Origin of the sequence: Mucilaginibacter sp. R-33 (assembly GCF_049949235.1) — a bacterium.
Lineage (GTDB): Bacteria > Bacteroidota > Bacteroidia > Sphingobacteriales > Sphingobacteriaceae > Mucilaginibacter.
The window spans coordinates 6,159,190-6,176,452 of the sequence record NZ_CP188089.1 but is presented as its reverse complement, the minus strand read 5'-3'; the positions used below and the strand labels follow the sequence as shown (position 1 = coordinate 6,176,452).

At 44.2% G+C, this 17,263-nt stretch carries 13 protein-coding genes and 1 tRNA gene; 10 read left to right on the top strand and 4 right to left on the bottom strand.

Annotation, left to right across the window (positions count from 1 at the left end):
* Nucleotides 1-10: 10 nt before the first annotated feature.
* Nucleotides 11-1,582 (top strand): hypothetical protein, encoded by a 1,572-nt coding sequence (locus ACP26M_RS25720; protein ID WP_426584479.1) that lies wholly within the window; start codon nucleotides 11-13, stop codon nucleotides 1,580-1,582.
* Here the strand turns inward: ACP26M_RS25720 and obgE are convergent.
* The 4 genes from obgE to ACP26M_RS25700 form a co-directional block, all read right to left on the bottom strand.
* Nucleotides 1,575-2,582: a GTPase ObgE gene (obgE, locus tag ACP26M_RS25715; protein ID WP_090530054.1), complete on the bottom strand. Its 1,008-nt coding sequence runs from the start codon at nucleotides 2,580-2,582 to the stop codon at nucleotides 1,575-1,577. The two genes, ACP26M_RS25720 and obgE, sit on opposite strands and share 8 nt — an antisense overlap.
* Before the next feature lie 114 nt (nucleotides 2,583-2,696).
* Nucleotides 2,697-3,275 (bottom strand): adenylate kinase, encoded by a 579-nt coding sequence (locus ACP26M_RS25710; RefSeq protein ID WP_188834448.1) that lies wholly within the window; start codon nucleotides 3,273-3,275, stop codon nucleotides 2,697-2,699.
* Nucleotides 3,276-3,373: 98 nt separating this feature from the next.
* Nucleotides 3,374-3,447, bottom strand: a tRNA-Arg gene (locus tag ACP26M_RS25705).
* Nucleotides 3,448-3,506: 59 nt separating this feature from the next.
* Nucleotides 3,507-3,968 (bottom strand): redoxin domain-containing protein, encoded by a 462-nt coding sequence (locus ACP26M_RS25700; protein WP_426584476.1) that lies wholly within the window; start codon nucleotides 3,966-3,968, stop codon nucleotides 3,507-3,509.
* A gap of 178 nt (nucleotides 3,969-4,146) precedes the next feature.
* On the opposite strand from ACP26M_RS25700, the gene ACP26M_RS25695 reads away from it, so the two are divergent.
* From ACP26M_RS25695 to leuC, 9 genes are all read left to right on the top strand, one after another.
* Complete coding sequence (locus tag ACP26M_RS25695; RefSeq protein WP_426584474.1) at nucleotides 4,147-6,549, top strand: ABC transporter permease; 2,403 nt, start codon at nucleotides 4,147-4,149, stop codon at nucleotides 6,547-6,549.
* 178 nt (nucleotides 6,550-6,727) lie between these two features.
* The gene (locus ACP26M_RS25690) at nucleotides 6,728-7,714 is read left to right on the top strand and encodes an NAD(P)H-quinone oxidoreductase (RefSeq protein ID WP_426584472.1); all 987 of its coding nucleotides are present in this window, start codon (nucleotides 6,728-6,730) and stop codon (nucleotides 7,712-7,714) included.
* A 174-nt stretch (nucleotides 7,715-7,888) separates the two neighbouring features.
* A complete protein-coding gene (gene atpD, locus ACP26M_RS25685; RefSeq protein WP_426584470.1) occupies nucleotides 7,889-9,394 on the top strand; it encodes a F0F1 ATP synthase subunit beta in 1,506 nt (501 codons plus the stop codon).
* Between the two features lie 83 nt (nucleotides 9,395-9,477).
* A complete protein-coding gene (gene atpC, locus ACP26M_RS25680; protein ID WP_091174059.1) occupies nucleotides 9,478-9,729 on the top strand; it encodes an ATP synthase F1 subunit epsilon in 252 nt (83 codons plus the stop codon).
* 454 nt (nucleotides 9,730-10,183) lie between these two features.
* Nucleotides 10,184-11,890: a dihydroxy-acid dehydratase gene (ilvD, locus tag ACP26M_RS25675; protein ID WP_426584467.1), complete on the top strand. Its 1,707-nt coding sequence runs from the start codon at nucleotides 10,184-10,186 to the stop codon at nucleotides 11,888-11,890.
* Between the two features lie 142 nt (nucleotides 11,891-12,032).
* Nucleotides 12,033-13,769: a biosynthetic-type acetolactate synthase large subunit gene (gene ilvB / locus ACP26M_RS25670; RefSeq protein ID WP_426584465.1), complete on the top strand. Its 1,737-nt coding sequence runs from the start codon at nucleotides 12,033-12,035 to the stop codon at nucleotides 13,767-13,769.
* Nucleotides 13,770-13,789: 20 nt separating this feature from the next.
* Nucleotides 13,790-14,392 (top strand): acetolactate synthase small subunit, encoded by a 603-nt coding sequence (gene ilvN, locus ACP26M_RS25665; protein WP_426584463.1) that lies wholly within the window; start codon nucleotides 13,790-13,792, stop codon nucleotides 14,390-14,392.
* Nucleotides 14,393-14,599: 207 nt separating this feature from the next.
* Nucleotides 14,600-15,658: a ketol-acid reductoisomerase gene (gene ilvC / locus ACP26M_RS25660; RefSeq protein WP_090531289.1), complete on the top strand. Its 1,059-nt coding sequence runs from the start codon at nucleotides 14,600-14,602 to the stop codon at nucleotides 15,656-15,658.
* A gap of 175 nt (nucleotides 15,659-15,833) precedes the next feature.
* Nucleotides 15,834-17,249, top strand: a complete 1,416-nt coding sequence (gene leuC / locus ACP26M_RS25655) for a 3-isopropylmalate dehydratase large subunit (RefSeq protein ID WP_426584460.1) — start codon at nucleotides 15,834-15,836, stop codon at nucleotides 17,247-17,249.
* Nucleotides 17,250-17,263: the final 14 nt, after the last annotated feature.

Below are 17,263 nucleotides of genomic sequence, written 5' to 3'. Positions count from 1 at the left end.
AAATAATTATATGCTGAAACAGAAACTACAAACCCACCAAATCATTTTATTGGTTATTAGCGGGATTGTTTTCATTATGGGCATTATGCTGATCATAGCCCCAGCCGCCATTTACCCCGACCCCAGCAAGGGTTTCCAGGTAATGCGTTCAATGGAACAGGGTTCAGCATTTAATGTCATGGTTAAACCAGATCAAAATGATATCAGCAAAAACACGTCAGAATTTCTCGCCTGGTGGTCTCCGGGGCAATACCTGTTACCTTACTTTTTCAAACTGATTTTTGGCGTCAACACAGGTCGCGCTTCTTCAATAGTAACCCTGCTATTTTCGTTATCGGGCATTTTCGGCTTTTACTATTTCTTTAAAAGAGCAGGGTTTACGCCAATGATCTCGGCTTTAAGCGTACTATTCATCGTAATTCAGTTATCTTTTTTTACGCCTTATGTATTTTACAATGGTGGCGAGGTACTACTTTTTGGATACACCGGCTGGTTTTTATACGGATGCATAGCCATTGAAAAAACTAACTGGAAACTGGCTGTATTCCTCTTTATAGGTGGAATATTAGGCTTCATTTGCAAATCGTCATTTTTATGGATGTATGCCGCCACTTGCTGTTTTTTATGGCTTAGGTTTTCTATGGGAACAAAAGACATCATTGGGTGGATAAAAAATGGCATATGGATAGGAGTCCCGGCGGTATTATCCTTATTTATGGTCTATCATTTTTATCTTTCAAAAGGTGCTAACCCCTCATCGATAACCGGAAGTATGAAGCTGGTTTGGGAAACTTTTGGCTTTCCTTTGGCCTCGCCAATATTAACCGCTTTTTCGATAGATGACCTTACAAACGGCCTTTTGTTTCATGATGACCCTCCCTTGTTTACTTACTTTTGGGGGGTGATAATTGTGCTGATCTGTGCTGTATTAAGTATTTTACTCATCTGGTTTACTGTAAAAAAGGTGCCTCACAAAAATTATGCGCTGCTTCTGGTGGTTTTTTATGTGGTATCGGTATTATTTTTCGGACAGTCGTTTTTGAGACAGGCCAATATTTCATATGAAGCAAGGCATTTGAGGCTCATTGGGCTTATCGCGGCACCCGGCATCGTTTACCTGGTAAGCAGATTGCAATCTGGTTATAAATACCTGTTTTATTTTATATGTTTTGTAATAGCTTACTCCAGCTACAAATACTTTGTGCCAAGCTACTTTCAAAATAAAAATATCGGCGCAAGGGGATATTCGGGGATATCACAGTTATTTATCGATCAGCCATCGCTAAACTATATCCGCAACCTGGATAAGCAAAACAACAACGCCATTTTTGTATTTAACAGCCCTGATCTGAGCCTGGAAATTGAACGCAACCGCACTATAACCGTTGAAACCATTGGCGCTGAAGTGGCTATCGATTATGATGACTACGTATATAATGGGCACGCCGGACCACTGTACATAGTTTTGCCCGCCGATTACATCGGTCCAAAATCAACTATCATGCGCAAATGTTTTCCTGGCTATACCGGCTTTAAAATGACGATGCTTAGTAATGACTACATTTTGTGGGAGGCTAAATAACGCTGGCGTTGATCTCTTTCCAAAGCAGGTCTTTTAGCTGATCGATATTTTTCTGGGCCACAGATGATATAAATATAGAGGGGATCCCATCGGGGATCTCCTTTTTCATTTCAGCCTGCAGTTCGTCGTCGAGCATATCGGTTTTGGTTATGGCCAATACACGAGGCTTGTGCATCAGTTCGGGATTATATTCTTCCAGTTCATGCAGCAGGATGCTGTATTCTTCTTTTATACTGCGCGATGTATCGGCAGGCACCATAAACAGCAATACTGAATTGCGTTCAATATGTCTCAAAAACCTAAATCCTAAACCTTTGCCCTGTGAAGCTCCTTCAATAATGCCCGGAATATCGGCCATTACAAATGAACGCCCGCCACGATATGATACGATACCTAAATTAGGCACCAGTGTGGTAAACGCGTAATCGGCTATTTCGGGCTTGGCAGCCGATACCACCGAAAGCAGGGTGGATTTACCCGCGTTAGGGAAACCTACCAAACCAACATCAGCCAGCACTTTTAGTTCGAGGATATTCCAGTCCTCACGGCCATCCTCGCCGGGTTGGGCAAAGCGGGGGGTTTGTTGGGTTGATGTTTTAAAATGCCAGTTACCCAAACCACCGCGGCCACCGGGAGTAAGGATCTTTGTTTCACCATCTTTGGTTATTTCAAAAAGTACTTCACCGGTTTCGGCATTTTTCACGGTAGTACCAAGGGGCACTTCCAATATTTCGTCGCGGCCGGTTTTGCCTGTACGTAAAGAACTGCCGCCCGAATCGCCATCACCGGCAATTACGTGTTTACGGTATTTAAGGTGCAGCATAGTCCACAGTTGGGCGTTACCTTTTACAATAACATGGCCTCCCCTGCCACCGTCGCCACCGTCGGGACCGCCTTTTGAAGTTAATATATCACGGTGCAAATGAGCCGAACCGGCACCGCCATGGCCCGAGCGGCAACAGATCTTTACATAATCAACAAAATTAGAACCCTGCGACATAACCTTTTTATTTTAGACGGAAAGTCCGAAAGTCAATAAAGTCCGAAAGTTAAGAATATTAATGTTCCCAACCTGCGGACTTTACCGACTTTCGGACTAAGGACTTCCGAACGACTATTTTTTATACTCTTCAATTACATTAACAATAGCATCGAAGATTTCATCCACCGAACCTACGCCGTTAATGCTTTTAAATTTATTTTGATTTTGATAAAAACCAGCTACAGGAGCGGTTTTATCATTATACTCTTTAATACGCTTGCGGATCACCTCGGGATTGGCATCATCTGGTCTTCCAGATTCCTTACCACGCTCTAACAAGCGGCGCTCCAGCTCATCATCGCCAACTTCAAGGGCAATCATACCCGAAATTGCCGATTGCTTTGATTCCAGTAACTGATCCAAAGCTTCTGCCTGAGCAACTGTACGCGGGAAACCATCAAAAATAAAACCTTTGGCGTCTTTGTTAGCATCAAGCTTATTGCTGATCATGCCAATAACCACGGCATCCGGAACAAGCTTTCCTTCATCCATCAGTTTTTTAGCTTCTAAGCCCAACGCTGTACCTTGTGTAATCTCGCCACGTAACAAATCTCCGGTTGAAAGGTGGATCAAATCGTATTTCTCAATAAGTTTTTTCGACTGAGTACCTTTCCCGGCTCCGGGAGGGCCAAACAAAACCAGATTTAGCATGCTCTTGATAAATTAAAAGCCTTTCGGTAATACAACAGAAAGGCTTACAGTTAATTTGCAACTGCGAAGGAAAAATCCCGGGCTGCAGTGCTTTGTTGTGCACTCGAAGGGAGTCGAACCCCTAACCTTCTGATCCGTAGTCAGATGCTCTATCCAATTGAGCTACGAGTGCTTTCCGAAATGGAATGCAAAGATAGATTTTTAAACTTTCGCTGCAAACTTTTATTCAAATTATTTTACAATTTCGGCAATAGCTTCAAAATTTGGCAGTTGGCCGGCATCTTCAAGTACCTCCGCATAAATGATATTCTGCTCTTCGTCAATTACAAAGGCTGCACGCTTTGAAACACCCTTAAGCCCCATAACAAACTGATCATAAATAGCACCATAAGCCGTAGATACTTCTTTGTTAAAATCAGAAAGCAGATCGAACTGATAATTGTTCTCTTCTTTAAACCTAGCTAAAGTAAAAGGCGAATCGACAGAGATGCCTAAAATCGTCGCGTTTAAGTCGTCATAATAGCCAAAGCTGTCGCGCATGGTGCAAAGCTGCGTGGTACAAACGCCTGTAAAAGCTAAAGGAAAAAAGTGAATAACCACTTTACGGCCTTTAAAATCGGCTAATGAAACGCTTTTTAAGGCCGATGATATTAAAATGAACTGAGGAGCCGGCTGGCCAATCTGTATTGACATACGTATTTGTTTTAGGCAAATGAATAAAAATAAAAGGAGTAAATATAATTCTCTTTCTTTTTTAACATTGAGATGTTTAAAGAATACTATCCAATAATTAATAAACTAAAAAATTAGTTAATTTTCCCTTTATAACTAAAAACTTAGTTTTAACTTTATGGCATAAACCTTTTATGCTATGATCCGGAATTACTTTAAAACCGCCTTGCGAAGTCTATTAAAAAACAAAGGCTTTACTTTCATTAATATTTTAGGCCTGGCATTAGGGCTGGCCATTTGCCTGCTCATTACATTTTATGTAATTGATGAGCTAAGCTATGATCGGTACAATATCAAACATGAAAGGGTTTACCGGGTAAACACCGTCCTGAAATATAGCGGCACACTTACTGAATATGCCACTGCTGCCATTCCGGTTGCCAACGTTTTAAAAACGGAGTTTCCTGAAGTTGAAACGGCAGTTCGTATAAGCCCGGCCCTAAACATCCGCTTTAAAAAAGGCGATGAAATTGTGCGCGAAGACGGCACAACTTTTTACAGTGAACCCAATGTTTTTGATGTATTTACATTGCCCCTGCTTTCGGGCGATACAAAAACGGCTTTAAAGGAACCAAACTCGGTGGTAATTGCCGAATCAATGGCAAAAAAATATTTTAACCGCATCAATGTGGTTGGCCAAACTTTGTTTTTAGTAACGAGCGGCACATCGCTTAAGATAACAGGAGTAATGAAGGACATGCCCGCTCAATCACATTTTAGGGCTAACTTTTTACTGGCAAGAGACCACCCAATCAATAACGCCGCCGCATGGAACCAGTTAACCCCCTTTGCCACCTATGCGCTGCTTAAAACTAACGCAAGTATCAGCCAGCTCGAAACTAAACTTAACGCCGATATGCAAAACGGCCTTAAAAGCTCAAGCACAATGAATTATAGCAAATTCGCAGCAGGTGGCAATTATTTCAAGCTAAGCCTGATGCCGGTAACTGATATTCACCTCAAATCAAACCGGGTTATGGAACTGGGCGCCAACGGCAATGGCCAATATGTTTACATTTTTACAGCGGTGGCAGTTTTCATCCTGCTGCTGGCTTGCATTAATTTCATGAACCTGTCTACGGCGCGTTCGGCCAACCGGGCCCGTGAGGTTGGGGTGCGTAAAGTATTGGGCTCATCCCGTAGTCACCTTATTTTTCAGTTCCTGGCTGAATCACTGATCGTAACCTTCGTGGCAGCCATTATAGCCGTACTGGCAGCATGGGCTTTGCTGCCATTGTTCAATCATCTGTCAAATAAACAATTAGCCATCAATGGGCAAACATTAATCTGGCTGTTTCCGGCTTTGTTAAGTATCGTTATGGTGGTAGGGATTTTAGCTGGCTCCTACCCTGCTTTCTTTTTATCGGCTTTTCAGCCCATTAATGTGTTAAAAGGAAAAGTTTCAACCGGTTTTAAAGGCGCCGCTTTCCGTAGCACGTTGGTGGTTTTTCAGTTTTCTATTTCGATATTTTTAGTGATAGGCACCCTGGTAATTTACAATCAGCTTAATTATATTCAAAATAAAGATCTGGGCTTTAACCGCAACCAGGTGCTCATCCTCAATAACGTAAACACACTTGAGCACCCGGAACTACTGAAACAGGAGATTAAAAAGTTACCCGGCGTTGTTAATGCCACGCTTACCAGCTTTTTGCCTACCGCCAATAACAAAGTTTTGAACTACGTGTCGCCCGGCGGCAAAGAGGGCCAGTCAACCCAGTTCTGGAAAATAGATGAAGATTACATTAGTACGATGGGGATGCAGATGAAGACCGGTCGCGGATTTTCCGGGGAGTTTAGAACCGATTCTACAGCCATGGTTATTAATGAAACAGCGGCGAAGGTATTCGGCTACGACAATGATGCCATTGGCAAAACAATAACCACAGGTGCCGCAACCAACCTAAAAAAATATCATGTAATAGGCGTGGTAAAAGATTTCAATTTCAGTTCGCTGCGCGATAATGTGACCCCATTGGTCATGACTTTAGACAACGATTGGCTGGCGCGTTTAAGCGTCCGGGTAAATACGCATAATCTGCCGTCTCTAATGACCCGGATAGAAAAGACATGGAAAACCATCGCTCCAAATGAACACTTCGATTATTCGTTTATGGATGCCGATTTTGATGCCCTATACCGTACAGAACAGCGAATGGGGCAGCTTTTCATTCTGTTTACCGGCCTCGCTATAGCCATTGCTTGCCTTGGCTTGTTTGGTCTTGCCGCTTATGCCGCCGAGCAGCGCAACCGGGAGATAGGCATTAGGAAAGTGCTTGGAGCAAGTATCACTGCCATTGTAACCATGTTGTCGAAAGATTTTGTAAGGCTGGTAATCATATCATTTGCAATAGCCGCCCCCTTAGCCTGGCTTGCCATGAATAAATGGCTTCAGGGCTTTGCCTACCGCCAAAATATCCAATGGTGGGTGGTGATGTTGGCCGGTTCGGGGGCTGTATTTATTGCCTTAGCTACTATCAGTTCACAATCATTCAGGGCCGCCGCGGCCAACCCGGTTGAGAGTTTGAGGGATGGTGATTAGTTTTATTAGGTTAAAGGCGAAAGGTAAAAGGATAAAGGTCAAAAATATCGACTGGCGCAAGTATGAGGAGCGGGAAGAGGGCAATGGCTACTTGTGATATTTCTGCTTGTATCGTTGAAGAACGAAAACTTTCCGGGCAAACATTTTAGCGCTAACTTAGCTTTCAACTACACAATCTATGAAAGCAATAGTGATCACCCAACCCGGCGGGCCCGAAGTTTTGCAGCTAACCGATAGGCCAAAACCCGTTATCGCCAACGATGAAGTGCTGATAAAAGTAATAGCCGCGGGTATTAACCGACCTGATGTTTTTCAACGCAAAGGAAACTATCCGCCGCCGGCAGGTGCGCCGGCGGATATCCCTGGCCTGGAAGTGGCCGGTACTGTTATTGAAGTTGGCAAAGCCGTTACCCGCTGGAAACCCGGCGACAGGGTTTGCGCTTTGGTTGCCGGCGGTGGTTATGCCGAATATTGTAAAGCGCCCGAGGGCCAGTGCCTGCCTGTTCCTGCCAGTTTAAGTTTCCCCGAAGCAGCTTCGCTCCCTGAAACTTTTTTTACCGTTTGGAGCAATGTGTTTGATCGTGGTAACCTAAAACCAGGTGAATCATTATTGGTGCACGGCGGCTCAAGCGGCATTGGCGTTGCAGCTATTCAAATGGCCAAAGCTTTAGGCAGTACCGTTTACACAACGGCTGGTTCCGACGATAAATGCAGCTTTTGTGAGCAGCTTGGAGCTAATAAAGCCATTAACTATAAAAACGCTGATTTTAAAGAAGAGATCAAAGCACTCACCAATGGCGCTGGTGTTAATGTGATATTGGATATGATAGGCGGTGATTACATGCCTGGCAATATTGATTCGCTGGCTGTTGAGGGGCGGCTGGTCATGATCAACGCAATGAATGGCCGCGAAGTACAGCTTGATTTGGGCAAAGTAATGGCAAAAAGACTGATCATTACCGGATCGATACTACGCAGTAGGGACACAGCTTTCAAAGCAGCCATCGCCCAAAACCTTGAACAAAAAATTTGGCCACTGTTATCGTCAGGAAAAATCAGGCCCATAGTGTACAAAACTTTTGATGCCAGCGAGGCCGTCGAAGCTCATAAGCTTATGGAAAGCAGTACTCATACAGGCAAAATTGTATTGACTTTCGTGCAATAAAAGCAAACAATTAGCAATGTTGAAATTATCCTCCAAAAATCTTAAAACACTATGTAAATATTTCGATAGAAATCTTAACTTTGCGCCTCTGAAATAGCATCTTATACATTCCTGTTACAAATGATGTATGTTGCTGTTCAGTAAAAGCATTTTTTAAAAAACACCAGGTTATATATGCCAAACATTGGAAAAATTTCAAGGATCATTGGTCCGGTAGTTGACGTAAGTTTCGCTGATGACGCTCATCTTCCTAAAATTTATGACGCGTTAGAGATCACGAAAGACAATGGCCAGAAAATCATTTTAGAGGTTCAGCAGCACTTAGGCGAAGACCGTGTACGTGCTATCGCGATGGACTCGACCGACGGCTTATTACGCGGTATGAAAGTTTTAGATACCGAAGCTGCTATCAAAATGCCGGTAGGCGATAATATCAAAGGTCGTGTATTTAACGTGGTAGGTGACGCTATCGACGGTATCCCAAATCTTGACAAAGTAAATGGTCGTCCTATTCACGCTACTCCTCCAAGGTTTGAAGACCTATCTACCGAAACTGAAGTACTTTTTACGGGGATCAAAGTTATCGACCTTTTAGAGCCTTACGCAAAAGGTGGTAAAATTGGTTTGTTTGGTGGTGCTGGCGTAGGTAAAACAGTATTGATCCAGGAACTGATCAACAACATCGCGAAAGCTTATGCAGGTTTATCTGTATTTGCAGGTGTTGGCGAGCGTACACGTGAAGGTAATGACCTTTTACGTGAGATGCTTGAATCAGGCATTATAAAATACGGCGACGCTTTCATGCATTCAATGGAAGAAGGCGGCTGGGACCTGTCTAAAGTAGATACCGAAGCCATGAAAGATTCAAAAGCAACCTTCGTGTTCGGTCAGATGAACGAGCCGCCGGGTGCACGTGCACGTGTGGCCCTTTCAGGCTTAACTATTGCCGAGTACTTCCGTGACGGTGATGAAGATGGTAAAGGCCGTGATATCCTTTTCTTTATCGATAACATCTTCCGTTTTACACAGGCAGGTTCAGAAGTATCAGCGCTTTTAGGTCGTATGCCATCAGCAGTAGGTTACCAGCCAACGCTGGCAACTGAGATGGGTACTATGCAGGAGCGTATCACTTCAACTAAACGTGGTTCAATCACTTCAGTACAGGCCGTTTACGTACCTGCGGATGACTTGACTGACCCGGCGCCGGCTACAACCTTCGCCCACTTAGATGCTACTACCGTACTTTCACGTAAAATTGCCGAGCTTGGTATTTATCCTGCGGTGGATCCATTGGATTCAACCTCACGTATCCTTAGCCCAGCTGTTTTAGGTGATGAGCACTACAATACAGCTCAACGCGTTAAAGAGACTTTACAACGCTACAAAGAGCTTCAGGATATCATTGCCATCCTTGGTATGGACGAACTTTCTGAAGAAGATAAGTTAGTTGTATCACGCGCCCGTCGTGTTCAGCGTTTCTTGTCACAACCATTCCACGTTGCTGAGCAGTTCACCGGCTTAAAAGGTGTACTGGTTGACATTAAAGATACCATCAAAGGTTTCAACATGATCATGGACGGTGAAGTTGACGAATACCCTGAAGCAGCTTTCAACTTAGTTGGTAACATCGACGACGCTATTGAAAAAGGCAAAAAGCTGTTGGCTGAAGCTAACGCTTAATAAGAAGCAAGAAAATAAGATTCAAGAATCAAGAACAGGAAAAACCCTGGCTCTTGGTTCTTAAATCTTGAATCTCAAAAAGCATGACATTAGAAATTCTTACTCCCGATAAAAAAGTTTACGAAGGCGAGGCCACCTCGGTAACCTTACCTGGTGCTTTGGGATTATTTGAAATACTGAACAACCACGCTCCTATTATTTCCACCCTTCAGGATGGCAAACTTACCGTACGCGGTGGCGCAGCTAAAGAAGAAGTATTTTTTATAAAAGGTGGTGTTGTTGAAGCATTAAACAATAAAGTAACTGTTTTAGCTGAAGGTATTCAGCATAAATAGGCGCTACTTTATAAATTTACATAAAGCGCCCGGGTAGTTTATCCGGGCGCTTTTTTTGTGGGGTGATTTTAATTGCAGACACAGGTTTAAGCGTCCAGTCTTAATGGTGTACACACCTTTATAAATGGGCCTCTATTTTCAATCGTAATCGACCTTCCACCCATTTCAGGCAGAAAATCGGCAACTTACTATGCATGCATAAAAAACATACCGAATACCGTTTTAAACTTTGGTCTATTTTGTAAAATATTTTATATCTTTGTAAATAAGTATTACAGAATTTAATTCTAACAAATATAATAAATCAAAATAAAATACTTATTTCAAAAAATCAGCAATGACTATTGCTATTGCCTGATGCGATGGCTACCTTACATATATTGATTTTCGATACCAAGTAAACCAGTATCATCAACAAAAATTAATTACTAAAACTGTCTACATATCTAATAAAATGAGTTCATCATCAGATACCACCAACGCTATAGAATTGAACAAGTATAGCAAAACATTTACCCAGGACCCAACGCAGCCTGCCGCGCAGGCCATGCTTTACGGAATTGGCTTAACCGACGACGATATGCGTAAAGCACAGGTCGGCGTCGCCAGCATGGGTTACGATGGCAATACTTGTAACATGCACTTGAACGATCTGGCAAAGCTGGTTAAACAGGGTATCTGGGACGAAGATATGGTGGGCCTGATATTCCACACGATTGGCGTAAGCGATGGCATGAGCAACGGTACCGAAGGTATGCGTTATTCATTAGTAAGCCGTGATATCATTGCCGATTCAATTGAAGCTGTAACCGGTGCTCAGTATTATGATGGCCTGATCACCCTGCCGGGTTGCGATAAAAATATGCCGGGCTCTATCATGGCAATGGGCCGTTTAAACCGCCCTTCTATCATGGTTTACGGTGGTACTATTAAACCTGGCCACTGGAAAGGTGAAGATTTGAACATAGTATCAGCATTTGAGGCGTTGGGCAAAAAGATTGCCGGCCAGATAGATGATGTTGATTTCATGGGTGTTATTAAAAATGCCTGCCCAAGCGCCGGTGCCTGCGGTGGTATCTATACAGCTAATACTATGGCTGCCGCTATTGAGGCATTGGGTATGAGTTTGCCATATTCGTCGTCAAACCCCGCATTGAGTGAAGATAAAAAAGCCGAATGCCTTGCAGCCGGTAAAGCCATCAAGGTATTGTTAGAAAAAGATATTAAACCTTCAGACATCATGACCCGCGAGGCATTTGAAAATGCTATCGTCGTGATCATGGTATTAGGAGGCTCAACCAACGCGGTATTACACCTGATTGCAATGGCAAAAAGCGTTGACGTTAAGTTAACCCAGGATGATTTCCAGGCGGTAAGTAACCGGATCCCGGTGCTGGCCGATATGAAACCAAGCGGTAAATACATGATGGAAGACCTGCATAACATTGGCGGTGTTCCGGCTGTAATGAAATACTGTTTGGAGCAGGGCTGGCTGCATGGCGATTGCCTTACAGTTACCGGTAAAACCATAGCCGAAAACCTTGCGGATGTACCTGCGCTGGAGTTTGAAAATCAAAAGATCATCAAACCTGTTGAAAACCCCATTAAAGTTACCGGTCACCTGCAAATTTTGTACGGAAACCTTGCCGAAGGCGGCAGTGTTGCTAAGATCACCGGTAAAGAAGGTGAGCGTTTCACCGGCCCTGCCCGTGTGTTCGATGGCGAGTTTGAACTGATTGCAGGGATCCAGAGCGGCCGTGTTAAAAAAGGTGATGTTGTGGTGATCCGCAATGTAGGCCCTAAAGGCGCGCCAGGCATGCCGGAGATGCTAAAACCAACCTCAGCCATATTCGGTGCCGGTTTGGGTAGTTCAGTTGCATTAATTACAGATGGACGCTTTAGCGGCGGTACGCATGGTTTCGTCGTCGGTCACATCACGCCCGAGGCTTACGATGGCGGGTTTATAGCGATGGTAAAAGATGATGATATCATTAATATTGATGCTGTTGCCAATACTATAAACGTTTCGCTGCCGCAAGAAGAAATAGCCGCACGCCGTGCCGCATGGCAAAAACCGGCGCTGAAGGTTACCAAGGGTGTGTTATACCGTTACGCTAAAAACGTAACTACCGCTGCCGAAGGCTGCGTTACCGACGAATAATTAATGAACAAAATGGCTTGTTAAAAAAAGCCATGAATAAAGTGAACACAAGCTAAGTATGTTCATTTTAGCAAATTAGAGACAGATAGAGTAAAATCAGTTTAGCACCCCGAAAAGTGCTATAAATATAAAAAATACAGGTATGGAAACTGCACAAGAAACCTTAACCGCGCCAGCCGCCACGGAAACCGTAAACGTTTCAGGATCGGTAGCATTATTGGAAGCATTGATAGCCGAAGGTACCGATACCATTTTTGGTTACCCAGGAGGCGCTATCATGCCCATTTATGATGCTTTGTTTGATTATAATGATAAACTGAACCATATACTGGTACGCCACGAACAGGGCGGTATTCACGCCGGCCAGGGCTATGCACGTACATCGGGCAAAGTGGGTGTGGTATTTGCCACCAGCGGCCCGGGCGCTACCAACCTGGTAACAGGCTTGGCCGATGCCCAGATCGATAGTACCCCATTGGTTTGTATCACCGGACAGGTATTCGCGCACCTTTTAGGTACCGATGCCTTCCAGGAAACTGACGTAATCAACATCACCACCCCGGTTACCAAATGGAACTACCAGGTAACTGATGCCACCGAAATCCCGGAAGTTATTGCCAAGGCATTTTACATTGCCCGTAGCGGCAGGCCAGGTCCGGTATTGATAGACATTACCAAAAACGCGCAGATCCAGTTGTTTGATTTCGCAGGTTACAAACCATGCGATCATATCCGTAGCTACAGGCCGAAACCAATCGTTCGTCCGCAATATATTGAGCAGGCTGCTGCCCTAATCAACAGCGCTCAGAAACCTTTCATCCTGTTTGGTCAGGGTGTTATTTTGGGCGGTGCCGAGCAGGAGTTTAAAGCCTTTGTTGAAAAAAGCGGTATCCCTGCAGCATGGACAGTGCTTGGTGCCGGTGCTATCCCTTCCGATCACCCGTTAAATGTTGGTATGTTAGGTATGCACGGCAACTACGGCCCTAACGTGTTAACCAATGAGTGCGATGTATTGATCGCGATAGGTATGCGTTTTGACGACCGTGTAACCGGTCGCCTGGATAAATATGCTAAACAAGCAAAAGTTGTTCACTTAGATATTGACCCTGCCGAGATCGACAAAAACGTAAAATCAACCGTACCGGTTTGGGGCGATTGCAAGGAAACACTTCCATTGCTGACCAAGGCCATCGAAAAGAAAGAACATACAGAATGGTTAGCTAAATTCAATGATTACACCCGCCAGGAAGTTGAGGCCGTTATCCATAACGAACTTAATCCAACTACGCCTGAAATGACTATGGGCGAGGTAATCAAACAGCTTAACGAGATTACCAAAGGCGAGGCAGTTATCGTTACCGACGTAGGTCAGCACCAGATGGTAGCCTGCCGTTACGCGCAGTTCAATAACACCCGCAGCAACGTAACCAGCGGCGGTTTAGGTACCATGGGCTTTGCACTTCCGGCTGCTATAGGTGCTAAATTTGGTGCGCCAAACCGCACTGTGGTAGCTATTATTGGCGATGGTGGCTTCCAGATGACCTGCCAGGAGCTTGGTACCATTATGCAAAGCGGTGTTGACGTAAAAATCGTGATCCTTAATAACCGTTTCCTGGGCATGGTAAGGCAGTGGCAGGAACTGTTCAATTCTCGCCGTTACTCATTTGTTGATATTCAAAGCCCGGATTTTGTAGCATTAGCTGCCGCATACCGTATCCCCGGCAAATTGGTTGATGATCGTGCCGATTTAATCACTTCGTTAAAAGAAATGCTTGCTACTCCGGGATCATTCCTTTTAGAAGTAATGGTTACCAAAGAGAATAATGTATTCCCGATGGTACCACAAGGATGCAGTGTAAGCGAGATCAGGTTAAAGTAAGCCCTCTAAAAAACAGAATCATGAGCGAAGCAGAAAAAAAACAGGAATTTAACATCACCATATATACCGAAAACCAAATTGGTTTATTAAGCAGGATAGCTATTATATTTACACGCCGTAAAATCAATATCGATAGCCTGAACACTTCTCCGTCGGAGATTGAAAGCATTCACCGCTTCAATATTGTAATTAACGAGTATGAAGAAGTAGTGCGTAAACTAACCCGCCAGATTGAAAAACAGGTTGAGGTATTAAAAGCATACTATCATACCAATGAAGATGTGATTTGGCAGGAATTAGCGTTATATAAGGTATCAACCGATGTAATTGCAGAGAAGGTTAGTGTAGAACGTTTATTGCGCGAAAATGGTGCACGCGCGGTAGTGATCCGTAAAGATTACACTGTGTTTGAAACCACCGGTCATCGCGAGGAAACCGATAACCTGATCAATATATTACAACCCTACGGCCTGATAGAGTTTGTGCGCAGCGCCCGTGTTGCTATCATTAAAGACAGCGAGGGCTTTAACAGCAAACTGCGTGAGTTTGAAAGGCTTGAACCAGGCGAAGATGTGATTGAAAATGAATATCTGAACCAGGGCGAGAAGGTGTTTACGATGTAGAGCACAGAGCTTAAGGCTTAAGGCTGAAAGCCGAAAGCTAAAAAAAAACGTCATTGCGAGGTACAAAGCAACCCCAAACTATACAGGGGATTGCTTTGTACCTCGCAATGACGGGATTAATAAAGAGAACAAAAACTTAAATTACTCAATACAAATAAAATCGGTGAGATCACCAATGTTCGGTGAAATCACAAAAATCAAAAAACAATGGCAAAACTAAATTTCGGCGGCACTGAAGAAAACGTAGTAACCCGCGAAGAGTTCCCTTTATCAAAAGCTCAGGAAGTATTAAAAGATGAAGTAGTAGCGGTAATTGGCTACGGTGTACAAGGTCCGGGCCAGGCCCTGAACCAAAAAGACAATGGTATCAACGTAATTGTTGGTCAGCGTAAAGGCACTAAAACTTGGGATAAAGCTATCAGCGATGGTTTTGTACCCGGCGAAACACTTTTTGAAATTGAAGAAGCCTTGCAAAGGGGAACTGTGATTTGCTACTTATTGAGCGATGCAGCCCAGATTGCGTTATGGCCAACTGTTAAAAAACACTTAACCCCAGGCAAAGCTTTATATTTCTCTCATGGCTTTGGTATCACTTTCAACGAGCAAACTGGCATCGTACCTCCTGCTGATGTTGACGTGTTCCTGGTTGCTCCTAAAGGTTCAGGTACTTCATTACGCCGTATGTTCCTGCAAGGCCGTGGCTTAAACTCAAGCTATGCCATCTTCCAGGATGCTACAGGTAAAGCTTTTGATCGTGTTATCGCATTAGGTATCGCTGTAGGTAGCGGTTACTTATTCGAAACTAACTTCAAAAAAGAAGTATACAGCGATTTAACCGGCGAGCGAGGTACTTTGATGGGTTGCGTTCAGGGTATCTTTGCTGCTCAGTACGATGTATTGCGTAGCCATGGTCACTCTCCATCTGAAGCATTTAACGAAACCGTTGAAGAGTTAACTCAATCATTAATGCCGCTTGTTGCTGAAAACGGTATGGACTGGATGTATGCAAACTGTTCAACTACCGCTCAACGTGGTGCCCTTGACTGGTGGAAAAAATTCCGTGATGCTACTAAACCGGTATTTGAAGAGCTTTACGAAAGCGTTGCTACCGGTAAAGAGTCACAACGTTCTATCGATTCAAACAGCCAGCCAGATTACCGCGAAAAACTGGATGCCGAACTGAAAGAATTACGCGAAAGCGAATTATGGCAAGCAGGCAAAACCGTACGCAGCTTACGCCCTGAAAACCAGGTTGTAGAAGCTTAATATTAGTGGTAGTAGCAGTTTTTAGTGGCAGTTAAGCTGCTGTGATTGGCTACTGTTTACTTTTAATATATTAGTGGCAGGAGCAGTAAAACACTGCTGCTACTGCCACTTAAAACTAAGGGCAAGCAGCGAATCAAAAACTGCAACTGCTACTGCCACTTAAAACTTTAATAAAATGGGACAAACATTATTTGATAAGATCTGGGATGCGCACGTCGTCAGCAGCAGCGAGGGGTTCCCGGATATTTTGTATATCGATACACATTTCATTCACGAGGTAACCAGTCCGCAGGCATTTGATGGTTTGCGTCAGCGAGGCTTACCCGTTTTCAGGCCAAAACAAACTGTGGCCACTGCCGATCACAACGTTCCAACCATTGATCAGCACTTACCCATTAAAGAAGAACTTTCACGCTATCAGGTAGATATGCTCACCAAAAACTGTAAAGAGTTTGGTATTGAGCTATATGGCTTAGGCCACCCGTACCAGGGTATCGTTCACGTTATAGGCCCCGAGCTGGGCATCACCCGTCCGGGTGGTACTTATGTTTGCGGCGACAGCCATACTTCAACCCACGGCGCTTTTGGTGCTATTGCCTTTGGTATAGGCACATCGCAGGTTGAGCAGGTGTTGGCTACCCAGTGCTTACTTCAGTCGCGTCCAAAACGCATGAAAATTGAAGTGAACGGTAAATTACAAAAAGGCGTTGGTGCCAAAGATATTATCCTTTACATCATTGCGCAGATCTCAGCTGCCGGTGGTACCGGTTATGCTGTTGAATATGCCGGCGATACCATCCGCTCACTGAGCATGGAGGGCCGCATGACCATCTGTAATATGAGTATTGAGATGGGTGCCCGTTGCGGACTGATCGCTCCCGACGAAACCACCATCAACTACGTAAAAGGCCGCGAATTTGCGCCTAAAGGCGAAGACTGGGATAAAGCGGTTGCTTACTGGAAAACTTTATACTCGGATGCTGATGCATCTTTTGACGAAGTATTATCCTTTAAAGCCGAAGATATTGAACCGATGATCACCTACGGAACCAATCCGGGTATGGGCATCGGTGTTACACAACATGTTCCTGAAACTGCTTCATTTGAAGCCAAAGAGCAGGGATCATATAAAAAAGCCCTTGATTACATGGGTCTGCACGATGATGAAACGCTATTGGGCAAACCAATTGATTATGTATTCATCGGCAGCTGCACCAACTCTCGCATTGAAGACCTCCGTCAGGTTGCCGAGTTTGTAAAAGGCAAACACAAAGCCGATAATGTTACTGTATGGGTAGTTCCCGGCTCAAAACAAGTACAGCAGCAGGCTATTGCCGAAGGACTGGACAAAATATTTGATGCCGCAGGCTTCCCGCTTCGCGAACCGGGCTGCAGCGCATGCCTTGGTATGAACGAGGACAAGATCCCGGCAGGTAAATACTGCGTATCAACCTCAAACCGCAACTTTGAAGGAAGACAAGGACCAAACAGCCGTACATTCCTTGCAAGCCCGCTTACCGCGGCAGCAAGTGCTATAACGGGTGTGGTTACGGATATACGCGAGTTTTTGAAGGAAGAGGAATTGGTTTAATTAGATATAAGACG